The following is a 15,437-nucleotide window of genomic DNA, read 5'->3' as shown; positions in this document are numbered from 1 at the left end:
TTTCTTTATGCCAAATAGCGTCTCTTCTCTTTTTTTGGTCCTTTTCTCAGACTCGCTTCGGATCCGTCCGAAAAGCTCTTTACCAAATTGTTTTACCAGCGGGTTATCTACGTTCAGGTCAAACCAATGAAAAGCCCGAATATCAACAATACCCACAGTAAGCTCTCCCCAGCGCCAAAAGTCTAAAGAATTATTTGCTTGCAATGCCTTGGTCGCCCAAGTTCGAGACCAGATATTTCGTTCATGGGAAAAACGAGCTTGTTTTGCAACCTCGCCCAAAAATCCGGGACCCCAGTCACGCGATAGAAATGGCGATGTTACGGAACCAAAATTTCTAAGACCTTCAACCATCAATCCCCTTGCAATGCGGCCTGGTATTTCTGTTGCTACTTCGTTAGCTATCCAGTGTTCAAGCCAGTCAATATGCCCGGATCTTTCGGCTGCGTAGATCAGAGTTTGAAGCTCGGCATCAGTTTTTGCTTGTACCAGCGCTTTTTTTCTTAATTTAGATAAAACCTCAACGTCTGGCCCAGCAAACAAAGTAACTGCTTCTTGAGGAATTTTGGCGTCACCGATATTGATATTTACTATGCTGTCGACACTGGAAAGATGGTTGAATAAATCAGACGTAGTAGTCGGGTTGGTATCTGCCAATGATTCCGCAAGAGCGAGGGCAAAGCTTCGAACGGCACTCAATCTTTCAGGATTTACTTCTTCGAGAATCCGATTCGCCAAGGCTATTGTTTTATTCGGATTTCGTCTGCTAAGTTGCGTCAACGCGATACGGTCAGGTTCTTGGATTAGGCATAGAGCCCCTTCCATTTCGAGCTGCTCGGTGTAGCTTCTGAATTCCAGATCCCGGAGTCTAAGTCTCTCTGAATGTTTATCCAATGAACAGGAATTTACAAAGGTTTGCAAACTGTCATCTGCATTGCCCGTAAATTCTCGGACACGTTCCTCGACATGAATCATAGGATCTCGTGCAGTTTGGTCAATATCGAGATTTAAAGTCCCCAAACTTGGTACGTTAGCCAGAACAGGTTTTAACAAACGATTAACTGCATGTTCAATTTCATCTTCAATTCTGTCGGCCAATTCGCCGTTGAGCTTCGAGGCTGCACGACCCAAAAAACGTGGCGCAATTAAAGAAATCGCTTCGCAAAGATCGAGTGACACTACAGCGGCGGTAACAGCCCTGTCTCGGTGAAATGTTTCCCTAGTATATTTGCTGGTGCCTCGCTGCTTAGCTGCCGTAATCACCAATTCATCAAGAAATTTATCCTGCGCGATAAAGGCAACATCGGAAGCGCACGTAACGACAAGAGGATCATTATCTGTGAGAGCCAAACCCAAAATTTCACGACTGCGATTTGTTAGCGTCGGACGATGAGCGGATATAAAAAAACAAGTTCGTCTCAATTTCCCCGGATCGAACTGAGCAAAAATTAAAGCCATTTCAATTTCCGTCTCATCAAGTGCCTTGAACACATCGCGAAACGTATACATTTCGCCAACTACAGCGGGCAGTCTCAGAAACAGCGCTAATTGTTCGTGCGCAGAATAGTGCGGCAATAGACTTAGTAGAATAAATCCAGTAACGAATGTTTTATCGTTTTCATCCACAAGATCGGGCTGCACTACTATCCGTTCATAGCCTGTTACAACGGATTTAAGCGTATCTTCGTCAAAAAGGGGGCTGAATCTTGGTAGATTCCAACTAAGTTGGCGCAATGGGAGTTCACTTCGAGTTTCAAGTGTTTTGCATACTTCTCGAACTATATGAACAATCAGATCCGGTTGGAAACGAACCAAAGCAGGAGTTATCAATTCCAGCTGATGGTTTTCCTGAGTCACAGAGAATTGCGTCCAAAGAATCTCAGGATTTAAAGTGTTTGCCAAATTAATTGCGTTTTCTAAGTTTTCCGGTCTATCAGAATCAGGATCGTATGGATCAGTCGCGCAATAATTTTCGATTGCTCGCCATCCTTTTCGATATTCGCGTGGGTTTAATTGTTCAGCTTCCAGTGCACCATTAACGGTACCGATCAGACGTAGCGCAATCGCTGCGGCTTTTTTGCTAACCTCGGAGTGCGACTTGGTAAGTAGTCGGTCAATAGCTTGCCTGAGTTTGAGTTCAAACGCTTCAAAATCGGTGGTATTCAACCGAACGCTCCAGCACAAATCGGCATCGCCGTACCGGTAGCCACTTGTTATGGCCAGAGTGAAAGCCCAAGCTAAAACCGCTTCGGCATATTCCGCTTGAGAGTATCCAGCCATCAACTTGGCAGCGACCGAATCTAGCTGAGCGGCTTCTGGTGAATCTACTTCAAAACATGCGGCTGCTAAGAACTCCTTTTCTATTGGTGTCAGATTTGCCAACTTATCCAAAATAGGCTTAGCCTTCTCACTCTGTTGGGATTGCGTTTGCTCATCTGATACCCCCAAGATTTGTGGTACTCGGGACCATCGACCAAGCCATCGACTAATACGTTTATCTATTGCTGAATGGACATTTTGATTTCCGCCTTTCTGTAATAGCGCATCGACAAGCCAATCTCTCCGACTACCGTTAGAACGTTCATCGAATTCGATTTCGACGGTATCCAAAACGGCTTCTGGACAAGCGGAAACATAGGCAACAAGAGCGTCATACGCTGAATCGTCAATATTTTGCAACTCAAGCCAAGCCGAAATGAGTGCAGCTCGTCCCCCCGCTGGATAATTTTCTTTAAAACAACCAATACCAGCGGCTGCGCGTAATGCTTCTCCGACTAAATCAAAACCGCGAATCTCATCAACGATGCGATCAATTAGTTCCCTGGGTTCTTGGTTCGGTTTTCGAAGTTCGTCTTGTAATTCTTGCGCTATCAGCAATCCCAATGCAAAAGGGACTATATCCGGTTTGAACTCGTAAAATCCGTCCCTGTCAGGGGCGATTCGCAAAAATGCGCCTTCTTCAATGTCCGATAAGTCATTTTCTAGCGAGCGACCGTCCGAACGCCTCGCCGCACCAGAATGCTCACGCCAGTTGTCGCGATCAAATTGAACGCCCTGTGCATTGCGAAATTGTTTAGCATGGGATCTAAGCAATTTCTCAAAATCTGGAAGGCTATGACCGGTCAAGTCGCCTCGTTCCTCAAGTCGCCGCCGCCAGTATTCAAGAAGAAGCCGCTCAACGGTTAATGCATCAACCTGCAGAGAAAGGTTTTCCAGAAAATCGATGGCAATCGAACAAATACGCGGATTAAGGATAAAGTCACGCACTTTACCGGGGATCGTGTCAATTGCTATGCCACGTTGCTTGAGCAAATCACCTAATTCATCCGGCGTATAACCGCCCACTCGGACAATCCTAATCGTGACCCCAGCTAATCGAGGCGCTACTTCCCGACCCCAAAACCCTTCGCGGCAGGTTGTAACTAGGCAACCGCCGAGTTTTTCAACTTCAGCTTTTAGAAGCAAAATGGTGTCTGCCCAATGCATCCCACTTCTTTCGTTGAGGCCATCAAGAACGACCAAGAATCTGAGTTGTTCAGCGTTGGAAACTGGACCATGTTCCCTCCAACGTTTCAAACGCCTTAGCCAATGATCGCTCGAATCGATTATTCCATCTTCGCTTTGAGCAGCCAACAACCTAGCCAATGTTAGTAAAGGATCTCTTGAATCGATCCGATCCGCCATCCAGGAGCCTCCCATCACCAGGATAGGCTTGTCATCACAAGCGGCCCACCAATTGGCGACTAACCAGGATTTTCCTGCCCCCTCCGGGCCGAGAATGGCAACGCAGGATGACTCATTAACCGCCTCGGAAAGAGCCGTATTGAGTTGGCAACGGGAAATTACCGGATACCGCTCGTCCAGTATGGTTAGGTATTGTCCAAACGCGGTTCGGGAATTAATTCGATTAGAAAATACTCGATTAATCCAATCCTGGTTGATCTTCCTGAGCGCCGCCAGTCCGCAATAACTAGCACTTGCATCTCTGATTAGTTGATTGCGAGCGGGGATAAAGTTGTTATCCGCTTTAAGGGTATTAAGTTCCGCATCAATAGCTTCAGCAATTTCCTTTGACGTGTAATTGGTGAACCATCGTATGATCGATGATTGCGTAGCTGCCAAGAGTGCCGCCAAACGAGGTAACGGTGCCTCCGTCCAATCGAGCATCAGCAGAGTAATGCCTTTTTCTTCCAGCATATCTTCAAGCTTCTGAAGAACTCCGTCCCCCATTTCGGAAGTGGCGCAAAGTACCCACATATCAACATCAGAGGCAAGTTCATTGGAAGCAAGCCAAATTTTTCCGGCAACATCTTCGAGGCGGAGCGATTCCTTGTAACGCTTGGCTTCCATTGCTATTGCAAAACGTCCGCTGGGCGTGCTGGCATCTCGCCCAAATTGCGATCCACTCTTTGCGAGGCGAAAGGTTAATCCGGTTAAATCGGATAATGCAGTAGCAACCAAACCCTCAAAGCCGTTTGGTCCCGCTGGTTCTAACTTTAAGAGTTGATTACGGAGATTTTCCAGCGGTTGGTATCTTTTGCTTTGCTTGCTCGCTTTGGGTGACATGAATCTGATAAAAGTTAAAGAATTGATCTTTGAAAGACAAGACCACAGAATACTGTGCGTTGCCTATATTTGCGATAGCTATCCAAGAGAAATGTGGGAATCGAAATGCTGATCTTGCGCACTGATCACACTGACGTTTAAATGACCGCAAACTGTAGCGCAGGCGTCGTTTGATTAAAACAGTTGTGTGTCGTTGATGGGTCGGAACCTGCCAATTTACCTCAACTTCCGCTTAACATCCGCCAATTCCTTCTTCCGCTGCAAGGCCTGATCGAACGTCTCCCCCGGCTTGGCGTCCTTGGCCACCGAATTACCGGTCAAACGCGCGATCACAGCCGCCCTCGTCTCTCCCGGCCTCGCCTCGCGTTCAATATCGGCGTCGGTCAATTGTTGCCTCGGCTTCGGCTGATCCTTCAATCCGAATTTGAATTGAAAATGCGTCACAGTTCGTCCGGATTTTCGTTGACCATATCTAACCCAAATATTTGAATGTTCGTTGATCTCGGCAACGGCCGGGTCAATGACACGTTTTTTTAAATTACCTAAACGATCATACTTATCTTCAACCTGGAACTGTTTTTTCAGCCACTCAATTTCGATTTCACGCTCACCGGCAGAACTCCATTGCACTAACAATTCATATAGACGGATCGAATAAACGCTTTCGAACCGTGCGACATGCATCAATTTGTATTTGGTAAATTCTTTCGAGAGCTGGGATAGATAAGGAATGATGCCGACCGAGAAGCTGAGCACCAGCTTCCCCTCTCCTGGCACGTAATCGATGCTGCTGATCCAGCGAGTTTTCCGCAGCGTGATTTGCGGGTTACCCGGATCCGGGTCGTCGATAATCACGCTGCGTTCGTAGAGTTTTTCAGCCGCTTTCTTGAGATCCCGGTAAGCGTTCGAAAGACTATCCAGACCGGCCAGGTCCGCTACGCCAGAAGCGGTAACCTCGAACCGAAAGTTTTCGGACAATTCCGCCGTCGAATCGACCTGCGCAATGCACGCCAACAAAACCCGCTGTTCAGCCAACGTAAGCATATAGCTGGCTTCGACGACCTTGTTCGATTTAACGACGGTTAAGTAAGTGGGCTTGTCCAAATTAGTATCTGGCTACAATATGATAGTGTGCCTCGACTATACGCCCGTTTAATAGCCAAAACAACTACAAATTAATAACGGTGTAGTTATTAACGATCAATTTGTAGTCCTAAGAGATCAATCTGTAGTTTCTAAACGATCAATTTGTCGCTATATGACAATCAATCTGTAGTCATATAGCGATCAATTTGTAGTCATATTCGTGCTGTATCCCTTATAAATAAAGGCTTCCAACGCTCTTAAAAAAAGAAAAAAGGTAAAAAAAGAAAAAATAAGGGTATCGACGATCAATCTGTAGTCATATCAGGAAAATGAAAATGTCCTTTCCCTAAATACAGTCAATTACTCCCTTAATAGCTTACATATTCCGAACATACTTCACAGATTCATCAATCGTTCCAAAATGCCTCGTATTCGGTCGACCGATCTCAACAGCCATCCAAGCCTTTGACCCAAAAGCCTTGTTCCGCTAGGAAACTACTCGAACCATCGCTTCCCACGTTTCTCGGTCATTGATTTTGATATCTGACCATTCGCTCAATCGATCCATAAGCGTTTCATAGTCTGGATCGCCTATATCTTCAACCGTATCGGTAACAATAAACGGTATTCCCCACCATTTCTCGATTTCTTTGATGCTTCTCTTCTCATTAAGTATCGTGTTGATGGGCGAATTTGGCGAAACATGAATAAATGATTCTACCATTAGGCTCATCAGAGAATAGTAAATCGAATGCAGTTTCATCGAACAATAAATTTGAAGAAATGGTATGACTATGAAAAGTCGTCATATTGACGTACAATATCAACCAATATGAAGAACACGACCGATGAGGTTACCCATGTCCAGCAAGAACTTGCAGTTAGCACAAAACCCAGTACGCAAAGAAAGGCTTGGTTTTCGTTTGGATGAACAAACCAAGGACTTAATCGAACGCGCAGCTCATCTGGAATCACGAAAACTCACTGACTTTTGTATAGCGGCACTTACCGATGCTGCACGACGAACCATTGCGGAGCATGAAACACTTATGCTTTCCGAGCTTGACCGAAAGGTATTTTTCGATACGCTCATGAGCCCACCGCAAGCAAGTGAACGACTTGTTCGCGCACTGGCCGAGCACAAACGGCGGATCATTTCATAAATGACTGAGGCGATATCGCCAGACTTAAAAATCGAACCATTCGGCTCCCATCACAACCGTGCTGGCTTTGCCTGCGGCGTCGAAAGCCTGGATCGCTATTTCAAAACACAAGCCAATCAGGATGTGAAGCGCAAAATCAACGGCGTATTCGTTCTCGTCGATCCGCGCGAACCGACTGAAGTACTTGGCTACTACACTTTGTGTGCGACCGCGCTCGCGCAAGGGGACGTACCAGTAGAGGCCCGCAAACACGTCCCGCGCTATCCTTTGGTCAGCGCAACCCTTATAGGCCGTCTGGCGGTCGCAAGTCATCAACAAAGACAGGGATTGGGCGCACTGTTGCTTGCGGATGCGGTGAAGCGGGCTTATGCGAGCGCAAGTTCTATTGGATCTTCCATGCTCATCGTAGATGCCATCAGCGAACAGGCGGCTGCCTTCTACGAGGCTAATGGCTTTATTTGCTTACCAGACTCTCTTCGACTGATACTGCCAATGCAAGCGATTGCAAAGCTGGTGGAGTCGTAATCGCCAATACTGCCCATTTCTGAGCCCGAGCCATCCTAGGGCGCCGCTGGCATGACCACCGGTCCCATTCTCAGTTAATGTGGTCCCGAAAAACAGATGTAATCAGTTTCTGTGCTTCATGTTATCGGCCCGCGACCCTAAAATACAGTCAATGACTCCCTTAATAGTCTACATCTTCCAAGCATACGCGACGGCTTCATCAAGCATTCCAAACGTCTTATACGCGGTACCAGTCTTTACTATCCGGCGTTCTTTCCTTTCTGTTTCCCTGGTTTTACGGTCTTTGAGCTTGATGTCTCCCCTAATGCTTATTTTTCGCACAAAGCCTTACGGTCACCCTATTTAGGAGAATTTGTATTTATATCCTTCGATAGGGTAGCCATTACTTCCTCCAACGCCTGAATACGTCCACGAAGAGAAGCGATTTCCTCGCGAACTTTAGCAGCATCCTTAACTGCCTCATCCCGCTCAGCGCGAACCTTGGTGTAGCGTTCGGCCTGACGAGAAGCTTCTTGAGCACTTGCTTTGCGCTGCTCCTGCTGAACCTTCTGCTCAGCGACCATCTGAGCCTTAAATACAGCAAGCTGCTCAGCGACTTGGTTCTTCTCGCTCTGAGCGGCTTCCAGGGCGCTATTCAACTTACTCGCCTCTGCCTCACTCTTCTCGGTCGCCATCACAGCACGCTGCTCGCTTGCCGCTAGTCGCTCGCGCAACTGAGCCAGCTCTACAGCATGCGCATCGTTCTCACGCTTCAACTGCACACCTGTCGATTGAGCGGATTCCAAGGCGCTATTCAGTTTACTTATCGCTGCCGCATTTTGCTCGGCAGCCGCCCTAGCGCTTTGCTCGGTAGCCGCCAGTCGCTCGCGAACCTTGGCAAGCTCTACGGCTTGTACCTGATTTTCTCTAGACATATCCGCAATGCGTTCCTGAGCAGCTTCCAGCTCAGCCCGTAGCTCATCAAGCTGTTCTTCCAGGTCATCAACCGTCTGCGATGCGTCAGCAAGTTCGCGCTCGGCCTGTTCGCGCTGCTCGCCAGCGGTCCTAATGACTTCTGCAACGCGGCGCTCTGCGGCCTTAACGGCCTTATCGTTTAACTCTACTGCCAAACTTGCCAATCGATCAGTAAGCGATTTAGTGACGGCCGCCACCTCGTCGGCGACTTCAATTGGCAGTTCTGCCACCGGCTCAGTTTTAACAACGGACTGACTACTAACGTACTCATCCCAGACCTGTTTCAATCTGCTTGGATTGCCGCCACCAACCTTGGTGCGGAGGGCAAATCCGGTGATATTGCGACCGGATTCTTGCAGTTCTTGGCCGGCTGTGATGATGTCTTCTTGGGCAAATTCTACGGGTCTCATGGCGGCATTCTCAACAGTTATTTGACGCTTTTAGTATAGCAATAAATAGAATAATAAACAAATAAATTAACAAACAAACTAATAAACTTACAAACAAACAAATAAATTATCCTAGCAAATAGGCAAAAAAAACCCCGCACAGGGCGGGGTTGGTGGGTTTAAGGGGAGAGTGAGTTATCCTTCTAGCACTGCAATAAGCTGCACACTACCAAGGTCAGTTTCGAACTCATTCCCGTCATCATCATATTTCACCCATGCGTAACCGTCTTGAGTCGGTCGTCGCGATAGAACCAATCGGGCGATACGACCGTCATGCAGTACCCGTACAATCGCTTTCTTGAGCTTGTCCGAATCGTTCTCCTTCTCTTCCCTTTTATGTTTGGGCTCTTCTGTCTCGTGCTCCTCTTCTCTATCGACTGTCTCGGTATAAGTCTTGACGGTTTCGGCATCGGTCTTGTCGGTTAGCGTATCCACTGTATCTGGATAATACTCTTCGTCACTGTCTTGATCCTCTAGTTGTTGACGTTTCTTGTCATCGAGGTATTCACGCAACAACTTAACCGATCCCCGCGTCAAGTCCAGGCTGTCGTCGTCCAGCCATGTTTCCACTTCAGAGGGATTCTTTTTGTAAACAGTCACCAGCTCATTGATGACGGTTACATCCCTGACGCGACCGGTGTTGAATATCAGTGCAATCGGCTCCGGCAAATCCAGCAATGTGACATGCTGCGTCACAAATGCCGCCGATTTACCGATTTCTTTGGCAATTTCGCCCTTCTTCTTACCCATCGCCAGCTCGCGACCGATAAAATCAGCGATCTCGCGCGGAGTCAGCTCATTTCGTTGCAGGTTCTCAATAACCTGGTCTGCGTGATTGTAATCGTTGTCAATGAAAACCGGGATGGTCTTCCTTCCGGCCCACTTGGATCCACGGTAACGACGCGCACCGTGATTGATAATGTAGCGGCCCTCTATCTCGGGGTGTTCCCTTACCGATATGGGGGATTTCACGCCACGATCTTTGATCGTCTGCCCTATCTCTGCAATACTCTCGGATGAGAAACCGGGGTTTTCGGCTGTTCGAGGCTGATCCGGATCTTCATCAATCAGTTCTAGCGCCAGTTCCAGCGGGCCGAAGCTCTTAGTTATTTCCGGCTGGTCCAAAAGTTCTGAAAGATCGCCTATGCTCTCTAGGCCCAAGCTCGATTTCTTCTTGGCGTTCATTGTGTAATCTCCATTTTTTCAAAAATATGTGTCGCAAACGCACGAACTTCCTGTGCGGCCTTGCGCGCGGCGGTTTTCTTAATTTTCCAGACGGGCATGCCTGACGCTAACGCATCGGCAATACTACTTCGGAGGCCAATACCGACAGGTATCATCAATTGGGGATAAGCGCGCTTCAATTCTTCCAGGTGTCGACCGTGGCGTGGGTTTCGGCCATCGACCTTACTCGGCACCATGCCCAAAAATTGCAAACCGGGATTTGATTTGCGGATGTTGACAATTGTCGTGACCATCTTCTTGATGCCCTGGATGCTATACGCTTCAAGTTCAATGGGCGAAAAAACATAATCGGCCGCAAAAAGAGCGGCGGCCATACTGACGCCAAGAGACGGAGCGGTGTCGATTAAACAGACATCAAAACCACATTCAGCCAATACTTTGATATTCCGCTTAAAGCTTGTTGCCGCTTCCGTCATGGTGAGCTTTTCCATGTTCGCCATAGCCGCATCGGAACTTATCAAGCACAGAGCTGGTTCGGCGGTCAGATTGTTGAAACAAGCACGCAATTTGTCATCGTCAGCCGTGAACATCTGACTGGCAAGAGAGCCGCTTTCAAATTCTTGCAGCGTATAAGACGCGTTTGCCTGTGTATCAAGGTCGATCACAGCCACTTTCATACCTCGCTCAAGGAAGTCAAACGCGAGATGTACCAGGGTCGAAGTTTTGCCAACGCCCCCTTTTTGGTTCGCTGTGACCAGTGTTTTCATTTCTTTGTCTCCAATTTTTTGGTTGCGTCCTCTGCCCATTTCTTGACGATAAACGCTTGATGTTTCGGTAGGACCGCCGACACCCGCTCGAAGCCCTCCGGGATCTTCTCTTGTTGGACCGCCGCCTTTACGCGGCTGACTGCTTGCGACACGGCCCCCTTCGATATCCCTAGTGCCGCCACAAACTCGGACTGCGGTCTTCCTTCTACCAGCACCCCCCGCGCGATGTCGATGGTCTGCCGACCGACATTCAATCCCTTTATGGCCTCTTCGAATTGAGCTTCGCTTAGTCTCTCTATCATGAAATCCACGCATATATTCGCCACCCTGATGTTGAACCATGGCGGTTACAGCCGCCAATATTTAAAAGTTTTGCTAAGCCACTATTGCTTATCAATTTTTTTAGCGGCTAAAATTTATTGTTGCTTCATGCCTTGCGGTCTATAAAAATCGACAAACCAGGTCAGCGCTACCAATACAGAGAAATGCAACAGAAAAGTCCAACCGGCATAAACGCCGGGCGTGTTCCAATGGTAGATCATGCGCAGCATCTGGAAGAAAATCTCGATTGACAGCACCCATTTAACAAATGGCCAGACAAGCACTGTCATCACCCAAACAAAACTCACCATTTTGTCGAGGACGATTTTTACTCTCGTGGGTTTAACCGACTTACGCGTAAGATCAGGAGTCGGAACCGTCGCTTGTTTGCCGGCCGGTCTCCCCTTTTGAGGAAACTTGATTATGTTCATGCTTGACTCTCCACGCTTTAACGTGTCCAATACCGACGACTTCTCCCACCCTGGGAAAGTAAGGCTTCGGTGTTACAGCGCCAAGCCAAACGCCCCGGAGTACTCCGGGGCAATCTCCACCCGGCACCAACGATTAATACGCATCTGCTTTGTACTCACAGCAACCCGTCTTCCAATGGGTTACGCCCTCGCTCCCCTGTTCGCGAATTCTGGCCATTCACGAAATTCTGCACGTTCATGATTATCGTGACTCGGCAATTTTACGGTAGTGACCGGAACGGAATTCCCGGCCTTCAAAAACGATACTAAATGAAATATCGTTGCTAGTCAATAAGTTTAGCTATACGAATTTCATTATAACGAATAATATATTTTTATTATGCCCCTTCTCTTTCTTGGCGTTAAAGCTTTTTTGAGCCAAAACAAGATGCTGTCTATGAGTTAAGTGTTGTTCCAATCATTAGTTATGTTGCAGCAGCACTGGAGAAGTCGGGTTTTAAGAGATTTAAGAGTATTAATAAGTTTTAGGCCAAAAAAGCGCCTATTTATTCCACATAATCAATACCTTACTGAACCTATTGGTTCCTAATAGACGGATTTGGGTTCCTAAAAGACGGGTTCCGGTTCTTAATAGACGGATTTCGGTTCCTAATAGACAGGCTATACACAGTTTAAGGCTTGTTACGGTCGAAACAAGTTTATATCGGAGATTATGGCTTAGTTTAGCTTTGCCGACAGGATGCAAAAGCACGCAATAACAACTATTATCAGCCGCTGTGGTTTTTATGCCGTCTATTAGGAACCCTATTAATTTTCGATTAATGACTCTTTATGTTTTATGACCAATAAGGGGCCTTCCTGCCCGCTTTCCTCTGCGAGTCGGTATTCAGGCAGGTCGTTAGTTTCGATCAGCTTGCGTAAGGTAAATGTGAACTTCTTGAACGTACCCGTGCTACCGCTGCGCTGGTAGATGAGTTGAAACGACCACTTAGCCACGCTTTTGCCTGCGGCGCGGCGTGCCAAGCGATAGATGAATCGGCCGATGCCGGGTTCTATCAGGAAATAATCAGGGTGGACAGTCAATACGTCCGGACGCTTCCGATCTGTAACTTCGCGGTGCAGCCATTTCGGGATCTCTATTTCAACAGACGCAATCTTTCCGGTTTCGGTGTAGGAGAGCACCGTGTAATCCCCGATTAAGCCTTCAGCCTTGATTTCGCGTAAGCCGCGCTTCCCTCCGATGGCGGGTCGCTCGCGCACACTCTTGATGGTCGTTCCTCTCAGACGATCCAGCGCTTTTTCGACTTCTTCAATTTGTCGGCCACCGTCGCCTTTTCGGCAGAACTTGAGAATTTCGCTAACGTGTGGACGGAATGTGCGGCCTGGCTTGTCTTCCTTCCCTTCACAATAGCGGTTCATGGCATCGGTCAAATGAGAGATCAACATCAGCACGATGTCGTAATCCCAAATCGACGCCATGCCGTCCGGACCGGCCTTGACCTCGACATATCCGTCCGGCAGATCGTATCGGATAACATCTCCCGCGCGCTTCTCTCGCTTGGACAGCCGGAATACTGCGACGTCCATGATGCTTCGGCTGTCACGCGTGCCAACATCATAGCGTGTCGGCACGAAAATATCAGCCTGTCTGTCGCTTGAAGGTGCTTGATGTGTATGTGACCTATGAGGAATGGTGTTTTCTTCGTTTTGCAGAATTCTAGCCGCAGCTTGCTCATAAGTTTCGCCTGGCCTGGCAACGGCCTCTATCTTGCGTCGCAGTGCGGTGCTCTCAAGCGCTTTCAGCTTGACCACGGTCTCCTCAATCATGGCAATTTCCTATCTTTTGGTGTTTAATGATTCGCATTTTGTTGGTCCTTCGTGTTGATCGATTATTATGACTTACAGAGAGGCGTCTTATTTATCGAATTGAAGTTTAGCTAAACCTTTAATTATCGTCAATATTATTTTAGCGGCTAAAATAGGCCAAACTTAACAAGGTAAACTCAGTGTACAACTACATATTCTTTACCAACATTCTTCGTATTTTGGACGAGCGTGGAATGTCCAAAAAAGAATTACATGACCTATCCGGAGTGTCGAACTCGTTTTTATCCGATCTAACATCGGGTACCGGCAATCCATCGCTTAAGGTAATGGAGGCTATAGCAAAGGCGTTAGAAGTTCCGTTGCCTCTTCTGCTCGAATCAACTGACTTGGACAAGGCAGCGCTCGATGAGCTGGCGGGCGGTACGGCTATGCATAGCCTGCCACCGGGATACGAGCGCGTGTCTGTTATTCTCCCCGAAGTCAAAGCCTTTATCGTCAAAAAATGGGGCGAAGAAACCAGGGCTAAAATAAGACAATCTTAATATAACGCCAATACAATAAACCTTCATCCAAAGCTAATAAGGAAACTTTAGCCGCTAAAATTCGCATTTCACCGGGATGACACCATCCCGGTTCATGACTATATCCAGACATCTCAAAGATACCACAACCTGAAAAAATTTCGCTATACCGTTGCATTTTTTATTGTTTCGGTATATCGTATCTATCAAAAGACATGACCTAAATCCGCAGATCTGCAGGATAACGATGACCTCATTAAACGATAACCATGACAGCACCCGTGATCGAGCCAAACGTAAGTTGGAACGCGACATGGGAGCGTCACTCTTGTCGGCTCTATACGATCCGAAAACTGTTGAAATCATGCTCAATGCGGACGGCAAGCTGTGGCAAGAGCGGCTTGGCGAGCCCATGCAATGTATCGGCACCATGCGCGTTGCGCAGGCGCAAGCCATCATCGAAACCATTGCCGGTTATCACGGCAAAGAAGTGACTCGTCAAAAACCGATACTTGAAGGAGAGCTGCCGTTAGATGGTTCTCGCTTTGCCGGTCAGCTTCCACCGATTGTTCCGGCCCCGACTTTTGCCATCCGGAAGAAGGCGGTTGCCATTTTCACGTTAGAGCAATATGTCGAGGGCGGAATAATGACCCCCGGACAACGCCAAGTGATTATTGAATCAGTTGCCGCACACCGAAACATTCTGGTTATCGGTGGCACGGGCTCAGGCAAGACGACTCTGGTCAATGCGATTATCAATCAGATGGTGGCTAACGATCCGACTGAACGCGTCTTCATCATCGAGGACACCGGCGAAATCCAATGTGCTGCGGAGAATTACGTCCAGTACCACACCAGCATCGACGTCACAATGACGGCGCTATTGAAAACCACGCTGCGTATGCGCCCGGACCGGATTTTAGTCGGTGAAGTGCGCGGCCCGGAAGCGCTCGATTTGTTAATGGCCTGGAATACCGGCCATGAAGGCGGGGCGGCAACACTGCATGCCAATAACGCCAGAGCCGGACTTGATCGGTTGGCCATGCTCATCAGCATGCATCCCGATTCCCCCAAACCCATCGAACCGCTCATCGGCGAGGCGGTTCATGTTGTCGTGCATATCGCCAGAACCCCGGAAGGTCGTCGTATTCAGGAAATTATTGAGGTTTCCGGATACCACGGCGGCCAATACAACACAAGATCACTTTAGGAGAAACATCTATGCAATTCGCAATTCCATCGCTTCAGAACGACCGTAACAGCGTTTTGTACCTGAGCCTATTCGTACTGCTCATGGCCGTTATCTTTTTGCCGCAACCGGCCTTTGCGTCGGAAGGCACCGGCGGCTCGCTGCCCTATGAGAGTTGGCTGACGAATCTGCGCAATTCCGTTACCGGTCCGGTGGCGTTTGCGCTCTCGATTATCGGCATTGTGGTTGCCGGCGGCGTGCTTATTTTCGGCGGCGAACTGAACGGTTTTTTCAGAACGTTGATTTTTATCGTCCTGGTCATGGCGTTACTGGTCGGCGCCCAAAATATGATGGGTACCTTCTTTGGTCGCGGCGCCGAAATAGCCTTACTGTCTGACGGTTTAGTCAATTACGCTCACAACGCGGCATCTATCGCTACCGGAAGGGCTGTGTAAC

14 protein-coding genes are annotated in these 15,437 nt (G+C 48.0%); 5 read left to right on the top strand and 9 right to left on the bottom strand.

Annotated features, from left to right (window positions below; genetic code table 11):
• The 3 genes from METBU_RS0122970 to METBU_RS0122960 all read right to left on the bottom strand — a co-directional run.
• Positions 1–4,563, bottom strand: a 4,563-nt coding sequence (locus METBU_RS0122970) for a hypothetical protein (RefSeq protein ID WP_017842858.1), incomplete at its 3' end; no start/stop codon positions are given.
• Positions 4,564–4,779: 216 nt separating this feature from the next.
• A complete protein-coding gene (locus METBU_RS0122965; RefSeq protein WP_017842857.1) occupies positions 4,780–5,667 on the bottom strand; it encodes a RepB family plasmid replication initiator protein in 888 nt (295 codons plus the stop codon).
• 469 nt (positions 5,668–6,136) lie between these two features.
• Positions 6,137–6,412, bottom strand: a complete 276-nt coding sequence (locus tag METBU_RS0122960; protein ID WP_144053601.1) for a hypothetical protein — start codon at positions 6,410–6,412, stop codon at positions 6,137–6,139.
• Between the two features lie 97 nt (positions 6,413–6,509).
• Between METBU_RS0122960 and METBU_RS0122955 the strand changes: the two genes are divergently transcribed.
• A complete protein-coding gene (locus METBU_RS0122955) occupies positions 6,510–6,812 on the top strand; it encodes a type II toxin-antitoxin system TacA family antitoxin (RefSeq protein WP_026130409.1) in 303 nt (100 codons plus the stop codon).
• Positions 6,813–7,337 carry a GNAT family N-acetyltransferase gene (locus METBU_RS0122950; RefSeq protein WP_017842854.1) on the top strand — a complete coding sequence of 175 codons (525 nt, stop codon included), beginning with the start codon at positions 6,813–6,815 and terminating at the stop codon, positions 7,335–7,337.
• A 338-nt stretch (positions 7,338–7,675) separates the two neighbouring features.
• Here the strand turns inward: METBU_RS0122950 and METBU_RS0122940 are convergent, their stop codons facing one another.
• The 6 genes from METBU_RS0122940 to METBU_RS0122915 all read right to left on the bottom strand — a co-directional run bounded on the left by METBU_RS0122940 (position 7,676) and on the right by METBU_RS0122915 (position 13,271).
• Positions 7,676–8,701, bottom strand: a complete 1,026-nt coding sequence (locus tag METBU_RS0122940; RefSeq protein ID WP_017842853.1) for a DNA-binding protein — start codon at positions 8,699–8,701, stop codon at positions 7,676–7,678.
• 174 nt (positions 8,702–8,875) lie between these two features.
• Positions 8,876–9,925: a transcriptional repressor gene korB gene (locus tag METBU_RS0122935; RefSeq protein WP_017842852.1), complete on the bottom strand. Its 1,050-nt coding sequence runs from the start codon at positions 9,923–9,925 to the stop codon at positions 8,876–8,878.
• On the bottom strand, positions 9,922–10,692 hold the full coding sequence (locus METBU_RS0122930; protein WP_017842851.1) for a ParA family protein: 771 nt from the start codon (positions 10,690–10,692) through the stop codon (positions 9,922–9,924). Before METBU_RS0122930 ends, METBU_RS0122935 begins: the two co-directional genes overlap by 4 nt.
• Positions 10,689–10,994, bottom strand: coding sequence for a TrfB-related DNA-binding protein (locus METBU_RS0122925; protein WP_017842850.1), 306 nt, complete (start codon positions 10,992–10,994; stop codon positions 10,689–10,691). The genes METBU_RS0122930 and METBU_RS0122925 overlap by 4 nt, the downstream gene beginning before the upstream one ends.
• 114 nt (positions 10,995–11,108) lie before the next feature.
• Complete coding sequence (kleE, locus tag METBU_RS0122920; protein WP_017842849.1) at positions 11,109–11,444, bottom strand: KleE stable inheritance protein; 336 nt, start codon at positions 11,442–11,444, stop codon at positions 11,109–11,111.
• A gap of 807 nt (positions 11,445–12,251) precedes the next feature.
• Entirely contained in the window at positions 12,252–13,271 is a 1,020-nt protein-coding gene (locus tag METBU_RS0122915) for a replication initiator protein A (protein WP_017842848.1), read from the bottom strand.
• Positions 13,272–13,450: 179 nt separating this feature from the next.
• On the opposite strand from METBU_RS0122915, the gene METBU_RS0122910 reads away from it, so the two are divergent.
• The 3 genes from METBU_RS0122910 to trbC all read left to right on the top strand — a co-directional run bounded on the left by METBU_RS0122910 (position 13,451) and on the right by trbC (position 15,436).
• Positions 13,451–13,813, top strand: coding sequence for a transcriptional regulator (locus tag METBU_RS0122910; RefSeq protein WP_014133095.1), 363 nt, complete (start codon positions 13,451–13,453; stop codon positions 13,811–13,813).
• A gap of 226 nt (positions 13,814–14,039) precedes the next feature.
• Entirely contained in the window at positions 14,040–15,002 is a 963-nt protein-coding gene (gene trbB / locus METBU_RS0122905; RefSeq protein ID WP_017842846.1) for a P-type conjugative transfer ATPase TrbB, read from the top strand.
• Between the two features lie 11 nt (positions 15,003–15,013).
• Positions 15,014–15,436, top strand: a complete 423-nt coding sequence (gene trbC / locus METBU_RS0122900) for a conjugal transfer system pilin TrbC (protein WP_017842845.1) — start codon at positions 15,014–15,016, stop codon at positions 15,434–15,436.
• Position 15,437 lies beyond the last annotated feature (1 nt).

The organism is Methylotuvimicrobium buryatense 5G (assembly GCF_000341735.1).
Taxonomy (GTDB): domain Bacteria; phylum Pseudomonadota; class Gammaproteobacteria; order Methylococcales; family Methylomonadaceae; genus Methylotuvimicrobium; species Methylotuvimicrobium buryatense.
Note: the sequence above shows the minus strand (reverse complement) of the source record. Positions and strands in the feature narration are given on the sequence as shown.

Excerpts from the sequence above, each read along its gene's own strand:
- METBU_RS0122960 (WP_144053601.1), bottom strand. The coding sequence starts at position 6,412 with ATGAAACTGCATTCGATTTACTATTCTCTGATGAGCCTAATGGTAGAA.
- METBU_RS0122955 (WP_026130409.1), top strand. The coding sequence starts at position 6,510 with ATGTCCAGCAAGAACTTGCAGTTAGCACAAAACCCAGTACGCAAAGAA.
- METBU_RS0122950 (WP_017842854.1), top strand. The coding sequence starts at position 6,813 with ATGACTGAGGCGATATCGCCAGACTTAAAAATCGAACCATTCGGCTCC.
- METBU_RS0122940 (WP_017842853.1), bottom strand. The coding sequence starts at position 8,701 with ATGAGACCCGTAGAATTTGCCCAAGAAGACATCATCACAGCCGGCCAA.
- METBU_RS0122935 (WP_017842852.1), bottom strand. The coding sequence starts at position 9,925 with ATGAACGCCAAGAAGAAATCGAGCTTGGGCCTAGAGAGCATAGGCGAT.
- METBU_RS0122930 (WP_017842851.1), bottom strand. The coding sequence starts at position 10,692 with ATGAAAACACTGGTCACAGCGAACCAAAAAGGGGGCGTTGGCAAAACT.
- METBU_RS0122925 (WP_017842850.1), bottom strand. The coding sequence starts at position 10,994 with ATGATAGAGAGACTAAGCGAAGCTCAATTCGAAGAGGCCATAAAGGGA.
- kleE (WP_017842849.1), bottom strand. The coding sequence starts at position 11,444 with ATGAACATAATCAAGTTTCCTCAAAAGGGGAGACCGGCCGGCAAACAA.
- METBU_RS0122915 (WP_017842848.1), bottom strand. The coding sequence starts at position 13,271 with ATGATTGAGGAGACCGTGGTCAAGCTGAAAGCGCTTGAGAGCACCGCA.
- trbB (WP_017842846.1), top strand. The coding sequence starts at position 14,040 with ATGACCTCATTAAACGATAACCATGACAGCACCCGTGATCGAGCCAAA.
- trbC (WP_017842845.1), top strand. The coding sequence starts at position 15,014 with ATGCAATTCGCAATTCCATCGCTTCAGAACGACCGTAACAGCGTTTTG.